The 15,751-nt window shown below is 44.0% G+C and carries 15 protein-coding genes; 10 read left to right on the top strand and 5 right to left on the bottom strand.

The window, feature by feature from the left end; all coding sequences use genetic code 11:
- Nucleotides 1-288: 288 nt before the first annotated feature.
- Nucleotides 289-1,083 carry an MORN repeat-containing protein gene (locus BN3769_RS13925; RefSeq protein WP_068471434.1) on the top strand — a complete coding sequence of 265 codons (795 nt, stop codon included), beginning with the start codon at nt 289-291 and terminating at the stop codon, nt 1,081-1,083.
- Here BN3769_RS13925 and asd read toward each other — a convergent pair.
- Complete coding sequence (gene asd / locus BN3769_RS13930; protein WP_068471435.1) at nt 1,071-2,000, bottom strand: archaetidylserine decarboxylase; 930 nt, start codon at nt 1,998-2,000, stop codon at nt 1,071-1,073. The two genes, BN3769_RS13925 and asd, sit on opposite strands and share 13 nt — an antisense overlap.
- A gap of 251 nt (nt 2,001-2,251) precedes the next feature.
- Here asd and mnmE point away from each other — a divergent pair, with 251 nt between their 5' ends.
- Together mnmE and nth are read left to right on the top strand one after the other, a co-directional pair.
- A complete protein-coding gene (gene mnmE, locus BN3769_RS13935) occupies nt 2,252-3,628 on the top strand; it encodes a tRNA uridine-5-carboxymethylaminomethyl(34) synthesis GTPase MnmE (protein ID WP_068471436.1) in 1,377 nt (458 codons plus the stop codon).
- Nucleotides 3,625-4,269 carry an endonuclease III gene (gene nth / locus BN3769_RS13940; RefSeq protein WP_068471437.1) on the top strand — a complete coding sequence of 215 codons (645 nt, stop codon included), beginning with the start codon at nt 3,625-3,627 and terminating at the stop codon, nt 4,267-4,269. The genes mnmE and nth overlap by 4 nt, the downstream gene beginning before the upstream one ends.
- A gap of 51 nt (nt 4,270-4,320) precedes the next feature.
- Here nth and ruvA read toward each other — a convergent pair whose 3' ends face one another.
- The 3 genes from ruvA to BN3769_RS13955 are packed head-to-tail and all read right to left on the bottom strand — an operon-like array spanning nt 4,321 to nt 7,232.
- A complete protein-coding gene (gene ruvA / locus BN3769_RS13945; RefSeq protein ID WP_068471438.1) occupies nt 4,321-4,926 on the bottom strand; it encodes a Holliday junction branch migration protein RuvA in 606 nt (201 codons plus the stop codon).
- Nucleotides 4,927-4,944: 18 nt separating this feature from the next.
- A complete protein-coding gene (gene ruvC / locus BN3769_RS13950; protein ID WP_068471439.1) occupies nt 4,945-5,466 on the bottom strand; it encodes a crossover junction endodeoxyribonuclease RuvC in 522 nt (173 codons plus the stop codon).
- A complete protein-coding gene (locus BN3769_RS13955) occupies nt 5,463-7,232 on the bottom strand; it encodes a coiled-coil domain-containing protein (RefSeq protein ID WP_068471440.1) in 1,770 nt (589 codons plus the stop codon). The genes ruvC and BN3769_RS13955 overlap by 4 nt, the downstream gene beginning before the upstream one ends.
- An 89-nt stretch (nt 7,233-7,321) precedes the next feature.
- Between BN3769_RS13955 and waaF the strand changes: the two genes are divergently transcribed.
- From waaF to BN3769_RS13975, 3 genes are all read left to right on the top strand, one after another.
- Nucleotides 7,322-8,386 (top strand): lipopolysaccharide heptosyltransferase II, encoded by a 1,065-nt coding sequence (gene waaF / locus BN3769_RS13960; protein ID WP_068471441.1) that lies wholly within the window; start codon nt 7,322-7,324, stop codon nt 8,384-8,386.
- Nucleotides 8,387-8,655: 269 nt separating this feature from the next.
- On the top strand, nt 8,656-9,105 hold the full coding sequence (locus BN3769_RS13965; RefSeq protein ID WP_068471442.1) for a hypothetical protein: 450 nt from the start codon (nt 8,656-8,658) through the stop codon (nt 9,103-9,105).
- A 276-nt stretch (nt 9,106-9,381) separates the two neighbouring features.
- On the top strand, nt 9,382-10,746 hold the full coding sequence (locus BN3769_RS13975) for a UTP--glucose-1-phosphate uridylyltransferase (RefSeq protein ID WP_068471516.1): 1,365 nt from the start codon (nt 9,382-9,384) through the stop codon (nt 10,744-10,746).
- A gap of 141 nt (nt 10,747-10,887) precedes the next feature.
- Here the strand turns inward: BN3769_RS13975 and BN3769_RS13980 are convergent, their stop codons facing one another.
- Nucleotides 10,888-11,703, bottom strand: coding sequence for a hypothetical protein (locus tag BN3769_RS13980; RefSeq protein WP_068471444.1), 816 nt, complete (start codon nt 11,701-11,703; stop codon nt 10,888-10,890).
- 164 nt (nt 11,704-11,867) lie between these two features.
- On the opposite strand from BN3769_RS13980, the gene BN3769_RS13985 reads away from it, so the two are divergent.
- The 4 genes from BN3769_RS13985 (at nt 11,868) to BN3769_RS14000 (ending at nt 15,749) form a co-directional block, all read left to right on the top strand.
- Nucleotides 11,868-12,494, top strand: coding sequence for a helix-turn-helix transcriptional regulator (locus BN3769_RS13985; RefSeq protein WP_068471445.1), 627 nt, complete (start codon nt 11,868-11,870; stop codon nt 12,492-12,494).
- Nucleotides 12,491-13,624: an aminotransferase class I/II-fold pyridoxal phosphate-dependent enzyme gene (locus BN3769_RS13990; RefSeq protein WP_068471446.1), complete on the top strand. Its 1,134-nt coding sequence runs from the start codon at nt 12,491-12,493 to the stop codon at nt 13,622-13,624. The genes BN3769_RS13985 and BN3769_RS13990 overlap by 4 nt, the downstream gene beginning before the upstream one ends.
- Complete coding sequence (locus BN3769_RS13995) at nt 13,617-14,591, top strand: Rossmann-fold NAD(P)-binding domain-containing protein (RefSeq protein WP_068471447.1); 975 nt, start codon at nt 13,617-13,619, stop codon at nt 14,589-14,591. Before BN3769_RS13990 ends, BN3769_RS13995 begins: the two co-directional genes overlap by 8 nt.
- 282 nt (nt 14,592-14,873) lie before the next feature.
- A complete protein-coding gene (locus tag BN3769_RS14000) occupies nt 14,874-15,749 on the top strand; it encodes a DUF2608 domain-containing protein (protein WP_068471448.1) in 876 nt (291 codons plus the stop codon).
- The last annotated feature ends 2 nt before the right edge of the window (nt 15,750-15,751 follow it).

Consider the following 15,751-nt stretch of genomic DNA (forward strand, 5'->3'; position numbering starts at 1 on the left):
TGAAGTTAAAGCTGTCCAAGATGCAAAATAGCAAGACAGTCCATAATTTTTTAATAATCTGAGTTTGAAATGCTTTAACCTATTAATATTAATAATTTAATTTATATCAATTGCTTTCGATTTAATTTTGATATAAAATAAATCAACAATTAAATAACAACAAACCAAACACTTAAACATCATAAGCATTGATTATTTATTATATTAAAATAAATTTTTAAAGTTCACATTGATGAATAAGCTTATCTTATTATATCTTATTTTTTTAACAGAGGTTTAACATTAATCATGAGTTTTCCTAATTATTCTGGTTATTTTTTTCATTCTTCTACAAATCAGGTTTATTATCTGCAAGGCTATTCCGCCCATCCTTATTATCCCTCTGTCCCTCAAGTTTCTGTCCCTCTCCAACCTCAGCTGGGATTTTTACCCCAACCCATGCAAACACATCCTCTTTCTGCTTCTTCCATTCCGCTGCAGGAGAGAAATTGGCAGCCTAATCCTTCCCAACCTAATGAAGAAAAGATGAAAAAAGTCAGCATCGAGGCGTTGCTAAACGACAGCGACACAACTCCTTGCTTAAACGAGCAAGCATGGATGACGTCCTTTCCCTCAGACTTGGTTGGAAAAACAAAAGATCAGCGCCCTTACTTGCGAGGAAAGTTTGTCTTACAGGGAAGTACGTTTGAAGGTGTGTTAATTGATCTAAAAAAGGAAGGGCATGGCAAATTGACCTATCCCAATGGAGACTGCTATGAAGGGGAATTTCGTGCTGACCAAAAAGAAGGGCATGGCAAATTAACGTATGCCGGTGGAGATTATTATGAAGGGCCATTCAAGAATGATCGCTTTGAAGGAAAAGGGCTATATGTTTTTGCAGATAATACAGCTTATGAGGGGAAATTTGTAGATGGCAAATTAGAAGGAGAAGTCCGCGTATGTGCGCATTTTAACCCATCTACGCCCAAAAGATTCTGGAGAAGGGTGTGGTTTAAAAATGGACAACCCCAAATGTTTTTTATGCCCTCTCCTAACCAGCCCTGCGATATTCAAAGATGGTATTTTCCCAATCAAAGCAAGTGATTTGGAGAAATTAAACGTCTTCCCATGCGCTGTCCCATTAGGCAGCGCATTTCAAAGCCCTGCTGGGTCGCCTCCAAAAGGTCGGCATCGAATTGAATGGCTCCTTTGGGGAAAAGTAGGATGAGTGAAGATCCTCCGAATTCAAAATACCCTTTTTCCTCTCCTTTAACATGCCACTTAAAAGGCGTATAGGTTTCTTGAATACTTCCTACATTGGTCGCTCCGATTTCTAAATAGAGGACACGGCCAAAAGCGCGGGTCTCTAATTCGCATAGCGTCCGCTTATTTTCCGTGAAAATGTGCAGATTTTTTTTCACAGCCAAGGGATTAACGGAGTAAAAATGGCCGTTGATCAAAGCGGTTTGGCCGGGCCTGCAATCGCAAGGAAAGTGGAAGCGATGATAATCGGACGGGCATAAACGGGCCATGACCATGCTTGCTCCAGAATAGGCCTGTGCAAGCGTTTCGCTTCCCAATAAAGCAGATAAATCAAATTTTTTGCCTTTGACGATAAACCCTTCGCACTGATCGATATCCTGGTAAAAATAATAGCGGCCATCTGCCGGCATCACCGCAATATCGTCGCCTGCCGCCAATGGACGCGCTTTGGGCTGAAGGCGCCGAATAAAAAAATCATTGAATGAGCGGAACTGGGAAACGGGCTCTAAAAACTCGGAGGCGTCCACTTCAAAAGTCTTAATAAAAGGATTAATTTTCTTTGCGCTGAACGGTCGTTTTTGCAAAAAGCCATATAAGGAAGAAAATAAAGACCTTTTTGCCACAAGCGGTAGAAGAGCACAGCCTAGTAGGCGGTTGTACCACTTATCTCCATAAAGGAGGCTTAAAGCTTTTCCTTTATAGACCTTTTCCACTTTTTTTTGACCTGTCAACCGATCAATATAGATAATATCTGTCATAATTTTTCAGGGGCTGCACTAGGGCGTGCTCTTAAGGGTGTAAGCTCATTCTATGTCATTTTAACTGCCGCTTTTTGAATGAAAGAACGCCTTAGAAAGGAATTTCAAACCAGTCTCTTAAAAGAGTTGATAATCAAAAAGATGCATCAAAAGATACTTTAGTGTATCATATTCTTATTTGATTCTTCAAGATGTGAATCGCATTCAAATATTCTTAAAATTTTAATTTATTCTCGCTTATTCTTGCCATTATGGAATTTATTCATCAGCCTTATTATCCAGGAGAAACCATTGCCGCTATTGCGACCCCGCCGGGAGAGGGAGGGGTAGCTATTATTCGCATTTCAGGCGATGAGGCCCTATCTGTCGCTTCCCGAGTCTTTTCCGGTCCCGTCACGACTTACCGCACCCATACCGCTCATTTCGGGCAAATCCGCAATGCAAAGGGAGAGCATGTAGATGACGTTTTACTGCTTGTTATGCTGGGCAAACGCTCTTATACGGGAGAGAGCACCGTCGAAATTCACTGCCATGGCGGCAGCTTGATTACAAGGCGCGTTTTGGAAGTCGTTTTAGAAGCGGGCGCCCGTGCAGCCCTTCCGGGAGAGTTCACCTTCAAAGCCTTCATGAACGGTAAATTAGACTTAGCTCAAGCTGAAGCTGTCCAAGAACTGATTTGCGCAAAAAATGAGCGGGCATTAGAAGCGGCCGAAAGCCAGCTCAAAGGCTCTTTATCTCAGAAAATAGAAGGCTTTCAACAGTCCTTGACGCAAACGGCCGCTATTCTAGAAGCCTGGGTAGATTTCCCGGAAGAAGGGCTCGAATTTGCCACCATGGATGAGATTTGCCAAGACATCGACGCCATTTGCCAGGAAATGCAAAAACTGGCCGATACGTTCCATAATGGAAAAATCCTTCACGATGGGCTTTCCCTGTGTTTGGTCGGCTGTCCGAATGTCGGCAAATCTTCTTTGATGAATGCCTTGCTGGACAAAGACCGCGCCATTGTTTCTCCCATTCCGGGGACGACGCGCGATGTATTGGAAGATCACATGCGTTTGAACGGTCTGCACCTTAAACTGAGCGATACAGCAGGCATTCGCGAAGCGCATGAAAGCATAGAACAAGAAGGAATTAGACGCTCTAAACAAGCCATGCAGCAATCCGATCTCATTTTATTAGTCCTCGATGCCCACAAAGGATTGGATGAAGAAGACCAACTGCTTTTAGAACAAGTCCCTAAAGATAAGACCATTGTCATTTGGAATAAAATCGATCTTCCGCATCCTGCGCTGCCCGCCCTAAACGTTCCGCATCTCATTCATCTATCCGCTAAGCAAAAAAAAGGATTAGATGAGCTGCATAAAGCCATCGATGCCGTCATCTGGCAAAACGGGCCGCCTTCAAAAGAAGAGATTTTAATTACAAATATCAGGCATAAAGAAGCCTTGATTGAATCCATCGCTGCCGCCCACCGCGTCAAGGACGGATTGCATTTAGGCGTTTCCCCTGAATTCTTGACAATGGATATGCGCTACTGCTTAAGCGAAATGGGAAAAATCATAGGGACCAATATTACGGAAGATATTCTATCGGCAATTTTTTCTAAATTTTGTATTGGAAAATGACAAAGCGCGAAATCGTTAAGAAAATTCAAAAGATTTTAAACACTCTTTATCCTGCGCCCCCCATTCCCTTGCAGCATCGGGATAGCTATACCTTATTGATCGCCGTGCTTTTGTCCGCCCATTGCACCGATGCCCGCGTCAACAAAGTGACGCCTATTCTATTTGCCAAAGCGTCTACTCCCCAAGAAATGGTCAAGCTGCCCGTAGATGAAATTGAACGCATTGTTCACTCTTGCGGCCTAGGTCCGCGCAAAGCCCAGGCCATTTGGGACCTTTCGCAGATCCTCCTGGATAAATACCAAGGGCAGGTTCCTGCAAGTTTTGAGGCATTGGAATCCTTACCAGGCGTAGGCCATAAAACAGCCTCGGTTGTCATGTCGCAGGCTTTTCATCATCCGGCTTTTCCCGTTGACACGCACATTCATCGTTGTGCAAAACGCTGGGGGCTAAGCAGCGGCAAAAGCGTTAAGCAAACAGAAAAGGACCTCAAGGCCCTTTTTCCAGAAAAAGATTGGAACCGCTTGCATTTGCAATTGATTTATTTTGGACGAGAATACTGCCAGGCGCGCAACCATCAAGCTTCGCTTTGCCCAATCTGTTCTTGGCTGCAGCCCGAACTAGAAAAATCAGTTTCCACATAAGCCATTAAATAGACAGAGCAAGGCAGACAAGAGCACGTTCTCTTAAATGAATTAAACATGTTTTAGAGCGACTCTGATCAACGTAGCCAAATCGCTATCTTCGGAAAGATCTTTTAAACTTTGCTTAACAGCTTTTTGGGCCGTTGTCTGGTTGTAGCCCAAATTGATTAGGGCAAGCATGGCGTCTTGGATATGCTTAGCCTTGGGATCTGCTTGATGATCGACGGCATATTCGCTAGGGTCCAAGGCGGCAAGAGAGGGTAGTTTATCTTTTAATTCAACAATTAAGCGCTCTGCCGTCTTTTTGCCGACGCCGGGAACCCGGCATAAAGTTGGCACATTCTGATTAATGACAGCCGATTGCAGTTCGGCAAAAGACAGATGACCGATAAGGCTTAAAGCCAACTTAGGCCCAACCCCGGAAATATTCATCAATACTTCAAAAATATCGCGTTCTTGACAGCTCAAGAAGCCATATAAGGCATGAGAAAACTCGCGTACAACAAAAGATGTATAAAATTGGACCGCTTGACCAAGCGGGGGAAGTTCTCCATAAACCCGGCTAGGAATAAAAAGAATATATCCCACTCCATTAACTTCCACCACAGCTTGCGAAGGCTGCGAAAGCGTCAAAACACCTTTTAAATAGGCAAACATGCTTGGGCACCTTTTATTTCAAATTTCATTGTCCAGCAAGCGAAAAGAAGCAGACTGAGCATGACAGAGAGCCAAAGCCAATGCATCGGCCGCATCTTCTGGCTGAGGGGGATCGGCAAGGTTAAGCAAACGCTGCACCATTCCTTGTACTTGATATTTGCTAGCTTTGCCTGTTCCGACAACAGCGCGTTTGGCTTGTGTGGGCGCATATTCAAAAATAGGCAGCCCTCTTTTTTTGGCCGCTACGATGGCCACGCCTCGAGCCATTCCCAATTTAATGGCGCTTTGCACATTTTTATGAACATATTGGGTTTCCACAACTAAAGCAGTCGGACGGTATCGCTCAATCAGCTGCTCTATACTATCATAAATGATCAAATAGCGCTCGGACAATTTAGCTTGCGAAGGGGGACGAATACAGCCGTAATCCACAGGGACAAATGCATGACCTTGCACGCGAATCAACCCATAGCCGCTTATTTTTGTACCGGGATCTATTCCTAAAATAACAGATGTCGATTGCGGAGGCTCTTGCTTCATGAAAACAAATTAGGCTTAAATTTATCTTGCGGCTGGCGCATGCCAAATAAATCGTACTTTTCATCGGACGGCTCGGATTTAGAAGGCGTGCTAGGATTAGCCTCTTGAACCATTTCAAAAAGAGAAGACCTGCTTGGCGCAGTCTTTTCAGTCGCCGCTTCTTGCCTGGAGTGGAATAAACCGCTCGAGGCCGGGAAAGATGTTCCCATAAAAGTGCCTAAATTGGCAAGCAGACTCTGCATTTGATGATGCTTTTCCTCGATCTTCCTCAATTCGCGCACGCGATTTTCACTTTCCTGCCACTTATCATACATGCGAAAGTACTTTTCTTCCCACTTCGTCACTTGAATTTCGGTTCCTTTTAAGGCGTCGTGCAATTGCTCTTGCAACCTCTTTTCTTGCTTCTGATAATTGTCTATGCTGGCTTGCAGCTGGCCGATTTGTGCCTTAAACCCCTCGACCGCCTGAAGGGATTCATTAAAGCTTGCCTGCTGCTCTTCGCACTTTTCCATCAGCATCGCAGCTTCTTTGACCTTTTTAGCTAAATGCTGCTGGGCAACTTTCAAGCGGGTTTCGCTCTCTTCTAATTGAAGACGCAACTGGTGAATATCGGCTTCCACTATGTCTTTTTCTTGACTAAGCTGGAAAATGTGCTCGCCCTTTTCAGCCAAATGGCAATCTTGCTCCTTGATAACGGCCTCAAGTTGCTCAAGCTGCTGCTCTGCGCGAACACGCGCTTCTAATGCCTCTTCTAGCTTAAAAGAGAGCTGGCTCCACTCTTCCTTCAATTGTTCATAATTTTCTTGAACGGCAAGTCGTTCTTGAAGCGCAGTTTCTAGATGCTGCAGCTGTTCATGCAATTCCTCCCGCTTCTTCTCGCTTTGCGCAAGCAAGCCTTCCTTCTCCAGGAGGGTTGCCTCCAAGCTCTTTCTCATCTGCTCAAGCTCCTGGATATTTTCTTGAAAAGCGCTGAGATTGGAAGATTGATGGTCCAGCTGAATTTGCAATTGCTTGACCTCGTGCTCTAAGTTAACTTTTTCCCTTAAAGCCTCTACATAGCGCGATTCAAGCTCCTTCGTCTCTTGCGAACCCTGAACCAGCGTGCGCTTGATAACTTCTAATTCTTGGCGGAGTTGATAAGAGGAGGTATGCGAAGCAATTATCTCCGGATTTTTTTCCTGCTGGGAAGCCAGCAATTGCTGCAATTGCTCAATGTCTTTTTGCGCCTGTTGTTTTTCGCGTGCCAATTCTGCTTCCAGTTCCTTGGATTTCTTTTGCGCTCTCTCCAATTCTTGTCGCAGCTGTTCGGTCTCTAAATGCGCCTCTTCGGTGCGCTCTCTCAAATAAGGAATGACGCGCTCTAGCTGTTCCATTCGTTGACGATTGGCAATAAGCTCGGGCTCAGGCTGGACGGGAGCTGAGGCCGCTTCACGCTGCTGCTTTAATTCATCCTGCGTTTTTTTAAGGAGATCTCGCAAGGCTATCTGTTGGTCTCTTAAGGCCTTGAGTTCATCTTCGTAATGATCTTTTAATTCCTTCCCCTGAAGATTTAACCGTTCGATTTCTTGCTTCAAAGCCATCTTCTGATCTTGCTCGGCCTGTAATTTTTCCTGCAAATCCTGCATGCCTTTTTCATATTGTTGTTTAAGCGTGACTAATAATCTTTTAAGGTGCAAAATTTGTTCGGCTGCACTGGAGATCTCTCCAGTATCAGACGGAAGGTGGGCTTGACTGCTTTCTTCTTGGGTATAAGTGAGTTTCGTCAAGGTCGTCTCTCCATTTAGGTGATTTTGGCTGCCAAAATAAAAGTTTAGCCATAGAAGATCAATGGTTTTCGTATTGATAAGGAATTAACATGGCTCCTTTAAAGTCTTTTTTTTCTTTTCCGCCGCACAATATTATCGTTAGAATGCCCAATTGGCTAGGCGATCTTGTCATGGCCACCCCAGTCTTAGCTGATCTGCGCCGCCATTGGCCGGAAACAAAAATAACGGCAATGTGCCAAGGAGCCTTAGGCAGCGTCCTTCAAGAAGACCCGCATCTAGACGAGATACTGAATTTTAAGCGGCCTAGCGGCTGGCTTCATCGCCAAGAGCATGGAGACATCCTTACACCTCTGCAGCAAGGCCATTACGACCTAGGCATTCTGCTCACCAACTCCCTCTCCTCTGCCTGGTGGTTTTGGAGAGGACATGTTCAAAACCGCATCGGCTATGCCACTCATTGGCGCAGCTGGCTGCTCGATTATCCCATTCCCCTTCCTCCGGAATTAGATCGGCAGCATCTTGTCCTGACCTATAAAAAATTGTTGGAACCGTTGGGAATTCCCCTGTCTTCTACGTCCCCTAAACTTTATATCACAAAGCAAGAACAATTATCCATTCAAGAATGGCTAGCCAAATACAATGTTCAAAAAGACGACATTCTCATCGGAATAAATCCCGGCGCTGCTTATGGATCCGCCAAATGCTGGCTACCTGATCGGTTTAAAAGCCTTAGTCAAAAATTATTAGAAAATCCGCACATTAAAATCTTATTTTTTGGGGATAAAGCAGGCGCTCCGCTTGTCAATGATATTTGCTTAGATCTACCCGAACGCGCTATCAATCTGGCCGGAAAAACCACGCTCCGAGAGCTCATGGCATTCATCCAAGCTTGCCATATTTTTCTGACTAATGACAGCGGCCCTATGCATATCGCCTCTGCTTTAGGAGTTCCTCTTTTGGCTCTATTTGGTTCGACAAGCGACGTCGCCACCGGACCTTATCAAGGAGGAAAAGTCCTTCACAAACGCGTTCCATGCTCTCCATGCTATCGCAGAGAATGCCCAATTGATTTTCGATGCATGACCCGCATTGAAGTGCAAGAAGTCTACGAAGAGCTACAGCAACTCATTTATGGCCACTCAGCTCGAGAGTGAATTCGATAATTTAAAATAGGATGCAACAAATTTTCTAGAATCTTCCTTAAAACTCAAGTGATAGCCTAGAGTTGAAATCTATTTTCTTCTAGCGAAAAAACTCAATTCTAGGCCATTAGTCGTTTTAACAAAAACTCTTAGAGAGAGTATTAAGAAAGTAATTATTAAAAGATTTAATTTCATTCATAGAAATTAAACAATTCAACTAAAATCTTGTAATTAATTTATTAAAATTATATTATCAAGCAAAATTTAACAAGGAAATCAATATGACTTATTTTCCAAACACTTATTATAATTTGAGCTTAATTGTTGAAAAGCCGGTACTAAGCATAGATGGCTATTCTCATGAAGCGGGTTCTTTAAAAGGGCGCGGAATTTGCTTATTTCATACATTGGCAACGCCTCTTAAGGCTTTATCAGGAGTTGGCCGGCTCATTCTTGCAACAGCTAGTATCGCGACGAGAACGTTTGCTGTTTTAACATTAAACGCCCATCCAAGAGAATTGATCAGAGCAGCTGCGGTAGTGATCGATGTTCCTGTCGGCACTGTCTTGCTTTGCGTGTCTCTAGCGACCAATATTATTCGCGGCGTTCTGGGAACGATATTCCATCCTGGAATCATGATAGAAGATGCAAGGCCTTTCACAAGCTGCGCGGATTTTCATTATTTTGCTGCTGAGCATAATCTTCTTGCCGGAACTTTCGTCAACTATTAAAAAAGTCCCTCTCTTCATTCAAGAAGAGGCTTACAGCCTCTTCTTGAATCTATTTGCCTTCTGTTTTCAATCAAATTCTTCATAACTCTTTTAAAAACTGGCATTCCGACCAGGCTTTTGACTTTAATTCCGATAAAAGACCTTGCGGCAAAAGCGCATTTTATCGAATAATGACAATTGTTTTTTTTGAAAAATAGCCAAATAAAGAAAAGTTTCTTAATTAGCTTCCCAATAAATTGACTCATAGGGGAACGCTTGATGGATTTTGGGCGATCTATGCCAATAGAGCTTGTTTATCATTTTTTGCCTCAAGAGAAAGAGACTCAGGTCTTGCGTTTTTGGTCTACTTTAACGCCCGAGGAACAACAACAGCTTATTTCGCAAATTGAGAAAATTGACTTTAATTTACTTCAACTGCAAAAACAGCTTTTACAGGCCTCGCCTTCCCGCTATTCTCCTATAGAACCCTTTATGGACTTTTCCTTTTCCGGTCAAACGGATAACTTTTTAGCGGGAAAGCAACTTATCCGGGAAGGGCGCATGGGATGCCTCGTTTTAGCAGGTGGACAAGGGACACGCCTGCGCGTAGATGGCCCTAAAGGGCGCTTTCCTGTTTCTTTAATAAAAAAGAAATCTCTTTTTCAGCTATGCGCAGAGAAGGTCTTAGCAGCGGGAAAGCAAGCCGGCAGGCCCTTGGCTTTAGCGGTTATGACTTCACCTGAAAATGATGCCATTACCAAAGGCTTTTTTGCCGAGAACCAGTTTTTCGGCCTCGATCCCGCCCAAGTCTCCTTTTTTTGCCAAGGCATGCTTCCTCTCTTAGATGCTCAGGGCCATCTTTTTTTAGAGTCGCGCAATCGAATTGCTGAAGGTCCTTATGGCAATGGAAAAGCTTTGCATGACTTTTTCCAATCGGGAATTTGGCAAAAATGGTCCCAACAGGGAATCCGCTACGTCAACACTGTCTTAATTGATAACCCTCTAGCAGACCCCTTTGATGCTGAATTGCTGGGATTTCATGCCGGACAAAATGCCGATGTTACTCTCAAATGCACGGAGAAGGGCAAACCGCAAGAAAAAGTTGGCGTCGTCGTCAAAGAAAACGGCCACTGTAGCGTCATCGAATATTCTGAATTATCGGAAGAAGATAAACATGCTTTACAGCCCAACGGGCGCCTTAAATATTGCTGCGCAAGCCTTAGCCTATTTTGCTTTTCAATGGATTTCATTCAGCGCCTGGCAGCCGAACAAACGCCTCTCCCCTTGCATAAGGCTTGGAAAGCGGCTAAATTTGTTAATGAAGAAGGCGTCACTCAACTGTCAGCTACTCCTATTGCTTGGAAATTTGAGATGTTCATTTTCGATGTACTGCGCTATGCAAATAAAGTGTCCGCCCTTCTATTTCCACGCGAGGAAATTTTTGCTCCACTGAAGAATTATACGGGTGAAGATTCAATCGAGACTGTTCAACAAGCGCTGCTAAAACGCGATCGGCAAATTCTTCGCGCTATAACAGGGGAAGAGCCTCCTTCGACGCCTTTCGAACTCGCCGCCGATTTTTATTATCCTACTCCCGAGCTAATTGCCAGATGGAAAGGACGAGTTCCCACAACTTCTTATGTAGAGGCAGACAATCCTTAGGGGATGGCTGCCCAAGCTCTCTTCAAGCTCTGTGATTATTAACATGAATTTTGATAGCCATCCACAGGCTCGACCTAGCGAAAAGAATAAACCATAGATTACAAAGATTGCGGAAATAAAATCATTTAAAGCCAATCTTGATTATTTTACTTCCCCTAGAGTGGATTTTAACCATTTTAGATTTGAAATGGGCACTTGATCCTGTTGCGGAAGACAGTGCTGGGTAAAGAACACTTGTAGCTTCTTATGCAGCCCAATCTCTCCGAAAAGGAGAAGGGAATCAGACATTTTTGCTAAACGCACGCCATAGCCCGTCCATTTTTGGCCGCTTACTTGAGGATTTGCCACAAGGATAGCCTGTTCGTTCTCTAAGTCCCATCCCCACGCCTGCACAACTAAAGCTACTCCTTCCCTATAGCTTTGCATGAAAGCCGGATCAGCCTTAAGAGCATTTACTTCTTCCCTGCCAACGGCATACGCCTCTCCTTGTTGAGCACTGGGCCTTTCAACGGGAAACATCCACCAATCATAGTGGGCATCGTGAATTTTCTGCCATTGATTCGCCAAGGCCCAGTTCTTAAAATCTTGCAGTTGCTTCGCCTGTCTTTGCTTAATTCGATCAACCTTAGCCTGGTCGGCAGCGACAAAGCGATCTCCTTTTACAGAGACAGAATCTGCAGAATTAAGCCTGAAAGGATCAACCATAGGAGAAACCGATAAGCTTGGTTGAGAAGAAGCCCCCAAAATAGGCGAGACACTATTCTGTACCCGCGGAGTCATGGCCGCCATTTTAATCTGACGGTCACGCCAATTGATAAAAGCAAAGGCCACTGCGAAAAGCCCGCCTGTCAGTACACTCAAGGCAATAATGGTTGCTACAGACAGCGCCCTCTGAGCCTGGGAATGCGCGCCTACCCAAGGATGAAAGAGAAAATTATGAATAGATTCGTTTCTCATATTAGCCGCTTATTAATATTTTCAACTAAGTTAATTATAAAGGAAATCAATTAAAAAAAGTCATCCCGTTAATAAAACCCTATCCTTGTAGGGATAGGCCTTGCCATTATTGACAAAATAATCTTATTTAGACTAAAATGTCTAAATCAAAACCAAAAGGCCATATGTCTGAAGAATTAAATGTGTATTTTCCAATTGCTGAGGCGATAGCCCAATTGCTTCATCCTTGGGCAGAAGTTGTCATTCACGATCTCAAAACGCGCACTATTGCCGCTCTCTTTAATAATTTTTCCAAGCGGGCGATCGGAGAGGACTCGCTTTTGGAAGAAGAGATTCAAATGGCTTTGCTGCCTGCTGTCTTTGAAACGTATTATAAAACGAATTGGGATGGCAGGAAGCTTAAATCAACGACCGCTGTTTTGCGCAGTAGTGGGGGGCAAGCGATCGGTCTGCTATGCATTAATTTAGACATTTCCAAAATGGAAGAATGTCAAAAGCTTATTCAACTTTTTATAGCTCCTACTGCTGTGACTTTGCCAAAAGAGCTCTTTAGCGAAGATTGGAAAGAGAAGATCAGCGTCTTTGTGCATGATTTTCTTCAGGTTCGCCATTTGACTTTACAAAGCCTATCAAAAGAACAAAAAAAAGAGCTGGTCCGTCTGCTTCATCAAGAAGGCGCTTTCCGTGCAAAAAATGCAGCCCATTATGTGGGAAGCGTCTTGGGCATTTCGCGTGCAACCGTCTATAAATATTTAGGAGAGCTTTCATCTACAGAGGTTCATCAATCATGAAATTGCCAATTTTCAAATTAGAAGATTACTTCTCCAGATGGGAGTTCAAGGCTCCTTTCCTTTTAGGACAATCCGATGCGGAAAGATGGGATTTATCCGATCTGCTGGCCTTAGCCGATAAAGAAAGCCGCAAGCTTTGGGATACCCTTCATTTAGGGTATACGGAAACACAAGGCCTTCCGCTTCTTAGGCAAGAAATCAGCGCGCTTTATTCTTCATTGAAGGACCAGCAAGTGCTTTGCTTTGCAGGGGCGGAAGAAGGCATTTTTTGCGCTATGAATGCTCTGATTCGGCCAGGAGATCATGTCATCGCGATTACGCCTTGTTACCAATCTTTGGAAACGCTTCCTCGCAGCTTGCAAGCAGATGTTTCTTTGGTTGCACTCAATCCTTCCGATTGGAGCTTAGATTTGGACGACATGCGCAGAGCTATGAAGCCTTCTACACGCTTGATCGTCGTCAATTTCCCTCATAATCCTACGGGAGCTATCATTCCTTATGAGATTTTAAAAGGGATTATTGAGTTAGCCCGTCAATGCGGGGCATATGTCTTCTCAGACGAGGTCTATCGCGACTTAGAGATAGAGGAAAAAGATCGCTTGCCAGCCGTTGCCGATCTTTACGAAAAAGGAATCAGTTTGGGCGTTATGTCCAAAGCTTTCGGCCTGGCCGGACTGCGCATCGGCTGGCTAGCCTGCCAAGATGCCGGCTTCCTTGAACAAGCGGCTCAATTCAAGCATTATCTATCCATTTGCAATAGCGGCCCGAGCGAGATTTTGGCTTTGATTGGCCTTCGAGCCAAGCAAGCCCTTCTTGCCCGCAATCGAAAGATCATGCGAGATAATTTAGCTCTATTGGATGCCTTCTTCGCACGCTACTCTCCTTTCTTCCATTGGGTACGCCCCAAAGGAGGATGTATTGGATTTCCGCGCCTTCTGACAGGCAAAAAAAATGTCGAGCAATTTTCCCAAGAATTGATCGAGCAAGAAGGTGTACTTATCCTTCCGGGAAGCGTATACAATGACACTCAAAATCATTTTCGAATTGGATTCGGCCGTCGCAATATGCCAGAGGCCTTAGTTAAATTAGAACGCTTCCTTGAGAACAATAGGCAGGCCCTTCATGGGTAGAAAAAATGCCTTGCCTTCCATATGGAACAGACAGCAGATCGAATCCGCTATCGATCTGCCTTATTGTCTGCAAAAAATCGAGGAGGGGCTGATAGCGGCAGCTCAAGGCAACGTTCTTTCTCCGCCTATGGGATTTTTACATTTCAATCAGCCTTCTGGAGATGTTCATATAAAATACGGATACCTAGAAGGGCAAAACTATTATGTCGTCAAAATTGCCTCGGGCTTCTACGGCAACCCGGGTTTAGGCCTGCCATCCAGCCAAGGAGTGATGATGCTATTCAAAAAGCAAACAGGGGAGCTGGAATCCATTTTACTAGATGAAGGATTGCTAACGGATATTCGAACGGGACTTGCAGGGGCCATCTGCGCTAAATATTTAGCTCCGCCCGTTGTCGACTGCATTGGGATCATAGGGACCGGCACGCAAGCTCTGCATCAGCTTCACGCCCTGCGGACTGTAATTTCTTGCCGTCAGGTTAAAGTATGGGGAAGGGATGCTTCAAAAGCCCGTCTTTTTGCCCAGCACCCCCTCCTACATTTCTTTGACATTGAACCTGTATCTGCGCTTGAAGAGATAACCAAAAGCTGCCACTTGATTGTCACCACCACGCCGTCCACTTCCCCGCTTTTATTCGATCATCAGCTGATGCCCGGTACACATATTACGGCCGTTGGATCCGACGCTGAAGGCAAGCAGGAACTCGATGCATCCGTTCTGCTGCAAGCCGATTTGGTCGCCGCCGATAATTTGGAGCAATGCAGAAAATATGGGGAATTGGCCTATGTTCCGCATTTGAATTCTCTCCGACGATTGGTTGAATTAGGCCAAGGCCTTGCTCATCCTCATTTATTGAAGAGGGAGCCGCATTGGTCGACAGTAGCGGATTTGACAGGAGTAGCTGTCGAAGACATTCAAATTGCAAGCGCTGTCTTTGAAAAGTTGAAAGGTTGGCATGTGCAATAAAAAGAATCCCTCTTCTTTTGCAGCCTGATGCCCAATTGATTCCTCCCTGAAAAAGCAAAATAGAATTTAAAATAAAAAGCTTAAACCCAAGCCTTTTTAGATCTTTATCATCCCATAATAACCTAGATTTGAGATGATTCTCTCTACGAAAAAAAATCAAATCTTGGCCATTAAATCCTCTCTGCATTTCCGCAAGGTGATAAAACGGGAAAGCCATAGGTTTTAATTTTTAAATATAATACAGTGAGGAGAAGAATATATTTACCTCTCCGATGAATTCTTATGCAAACTGTCTCATCTTGTATTATCCCTATTTATAGTCTTTTAGAATTACCGAAATGGGCATTCAAAGAGCAGAATGAAGAGGACATTCATCCTCACCATTTGAAGGTAATCGCTTTAGACTTTGATCAGACTTTAGCAAAGGCCTGTAGCTGTTTCGGATCCGAACATTGGTATCATTTTCTCGTCAAACATAATCAAGAAGCTAGCCTTCCTGCCGATATTCATTATCCCTGGTCAGTGAAAGTTCGCTATAGAGTGTCTTATACAGCGTGTGAAAATGCCGAAAAAATTAGAAGCCTTATCAAAAAATTTAGAGAGTCTAACTGGATGGTGGTGATCCTAACGTCCCGGGGACCGGATATGAAAGAAGTCACACTTAAACATATCCAAGAAGCCAATCTTCCTTTCGATGAACAAGATATCATTTTCAATTTAGAAGAAGGAGATGCTTTCCAAAGGAAAAAGCATAACCGCCTAATGGGTAAATTAGCCCAATCCCCCAGATGGGAATATGCCACTAAGCTGACCGTCCTATTTGCCGATGACCATTTTCCCCACTGTGAAGACCTAGTCAGCCTGCCAAGCCTTAAAATCACTCAAGAGAAATTTATTGAAACACATGTACATGCTTTCCATTATCTTAAAGAGCCCCCTTCCGCCCACCTTTCCTCAAAGCAAATGAAAAACCTAACTATTCAATTGCAAGCTTATAAAGAGCAGCGCACCTTACCAGAGGATGATGAAGAACCTAATATCGAACACGTCAAGAGGGCTCAGCACGCGCTCGAAATAGCCGATCTTACTGAAAAGAAGTTATTTGAAGCATTGGAAAAGATAGCCCAACTAGAAGGGATGCCATTTAAAGTTTTATAAAA

It is taken from the genome of Candidatus Protochlamydia phocaeensis (genome assembly GCF_001545115.1).
Classification (GTDB): Bacteria; Chlamydiota; Chlamydiia; order Chlamydiales; family Parachlamydiaceae; genus Protochlamydia_A; species Protochlamydia_A phocaeensis.